General features: G+C 58.3%; 1 protein-coding gene. It reads right to left on the bottom strand.

Going from position 1 to position 2,522, the window contains the following annotated elements:
• Positions 1-173: 173 nt before the first annotated feature.
• Positions 174-1,946 (bottom strand): SLC13 family permease, encoded by a 1,773-nt coding sequence (locus tag EN893_RS28835; RefSeq protein WP_127266849.1) that lies wholly within the window; start codon positions 1,944-1,946, stop codon positions 174-176.
• Between the last annotated feature and the right edge of the window lie 576 nt (positions 1,947-2,522).

Raw genomic sequence — 2,522 nt, 5'->3', positions numbered from 1 at the left:
TCTTTCCGCCTTTGTGGTGCTTTTCTGACCGGGCGTCTGCTTCAGGCTCTTTGCCGGATCGCACACCGAACTTTTCACCGTTGGATTTTTCGCCCTCAGTTGCGCGGCGGAGACCTCATTCACGAATGTAGTGTCATGTGGGATTTCCAAGGAGGGCATCCGAATATCGGATGTCAGTCCACTGGCCAAACGATCATAAGCATCGGCACGGCAACAATGACTACGAGAAAAGATAGGGGCAGTCCCAGACGGGGATAGTCGCTGAAGCGGTAGCCACCCGGCCCCATGACAAGCGTGTTGCACTGATGTCCGATCGGGGTGAGAAAGTCACAGCCGGCGCCAATGGCGACAGCCATCAAAAATGCTTCCGGCCGGTAGCCCAGATCACCAGCAAACTCGGCGGCGATAGGCGCCATGACAAGGACGGTGGCGGCATTGTTGAGGAATGGCGTAACGGCCATGGCGGCGACAAGGATGAGCATCAGTGCGCCGGACGCCGGAAGGAGTGTCCCCAGCCTAGCAAGCTCGCCGGCAACTACTCCCGTCGCCCCTGTACTGCGCAGCGAATCGCTCACTGGAATGAGAACGGCCAGCATCACGAGGATAGGCCCATCGAGCGATTGGTATACGTCGCGGAGCGGAATGACCTTGAAAAGCACAATCGCGACAGCGGCCGCGAAGAAGGCGACGGAGACTGGCAGCAGCCCAAACGCCGTCGCCACCATGGCGAGAGCAAGGATTACTACCGGCACGATACCCTTGCGGACGCTACCAAGAAGGATAGCCCTTTCTGCCAGCGGTAAGCAGCCGAGTTCACGAAGTATCTCGGGCATCCTGGCTGCACTGCCCCGCAAAACGACAACGTCCCCGAGCCTCAGCTCGACTTCGGCCAGCCTGCGGTCGAGGCGCTCCCCGCGACGGCTGACAGCCAGGAGGTTGACATTGAAGCGATCGTAAAGGGCAAGGCGCTGGGCGGTCCAGCCGATCAAAGAGGAGCTTTCACCGATTACGGCTTCGATAGCGACCATTTCGTTGGTGGTGTCGTCACCAGCGACCCTATCCCCGGTCACGCTGAGCCTGCCCTGGGAGACAAGGCGATCCAGCGCTTCTGGGTCGCCTTCGAGCAACAGGATGTCATTCACCTTGAGGATCGCGTCGGGCAGTGGCGTCATCCGCATCGTGCGATTGCGCAGAATCGACGTCACGATTGCATCGCCGCCGGCGAGCTTCATGAGGTCTGCGACGGTTTTCCCGAGCACCGTGGAGTCGGCGACAATTCGAGCCTCTGTAAGGTAGTTCTTGATGTCGAGGGCTTCGTTCAGTGATCCGCCAAGCTTTTCGCGCACCGGCAACAACCAATAGAAAAACAGCAGGAAGATCGTTCCGGCAGCGGCTATGCCAGCTCCAACAGGTGTGAAGTCGAACATTGTGAAGGCGGTTCCGGTCAGCTCCTCTCGTACTCGGGACACAACGATGTTGGGAGATGTTCCCACCTGCGTCATGAGACCGCCGAGCAGTGATCCGAACGCCATAGGCATCAGGAATGTCGAGGGTGAAATGTTAGACCGGCGCGCGAACTGGAAGGCGATCGGAATCATGATAGCGAGCGCCCCGATATTCTTTACAAAGGCAGAGAGAATCGTGACCAAGATCACCAGCAGCGCCAGTTGCGACCGAACTCCCGATAATTTCGGAGCAAAGCGCTTGATGGCGGCCTCCATGATACCCGAGCGTGCTATCCCTGCGCTCACCAGCAGAGCACTGCCGACAATGACCACGATATCGTCGCTGAACCCGCTGAAGGCCTCGTCAAAAGGCACGATGCCAACCGCGAGAGCAAGCAACAGTGCCGCGGCCGCGACCAGATCATAACGATAGCGACCCCACACGAACGCTGCCATCATCACGAAGGTTACGGCAAATGACAAAATTTGCGGCGTCGTCATGTCTTCGAATGCCCCAGCCGCCAATGCGACTGATCAGAACGGCCAAACCGCCCCTTTTGTTGCTTTGCTGATTGCGGCTTTGCCAGCACGATCCTGAATGCCATCGGGCGATGGCCGCTGGCCCACGGCTTCCAGCGCAGATGCCTGCGATCGTCAACTTTCAGGCAATGGCAAAACTGACCTTACGACCGATTTGAGACGCATTGCTGACAGGCATTTGTGGGACGGGAGCGGAACGGCGACTTCTGGCAAATGACAAGCGATAGCAGAAATTCGTCAGTTAGGGTCGGCGTCTCTGGCTGGCTTGGATGGAACATATAGAGGTGCCAGAAATGCACAGGTCGGATGGGAATGCGGAGACCCTCCAGATTCCGGGCAGCTCCTGTCTCGGCTTTGCAGGCCCGACCATCTGTCGAATGGCATCGCGGAGAGATTACGGACTCAGTTACTTCTGGCGAAAGGCGGAGTGGAACGACACAACCAACGGACCTAGCACATAGTCGAGCGCGGTGCGTTCCTCGGTGACGATCATGACTGACGCCGGCATGCCCGGATAAAGCGCAATCTGTGGGGCTG

Origin of the sequence: Mesorhizobium sp. M7A.F.Ca.CA.004.04.2.1, assembly GCF_004022825.1 — a bacterium.
Classification (GTDB): Bacteria; Pseudomonadota; Alphaproteobacteria; order Rhizobiales; family Rhizobiaceae; genus Mesorhizobium.
The sequence above is the reverse complement of the archived record's forward strand: the minus strand, read 5'-3'. Positions and strand labels throughout refer to the sequence as shown.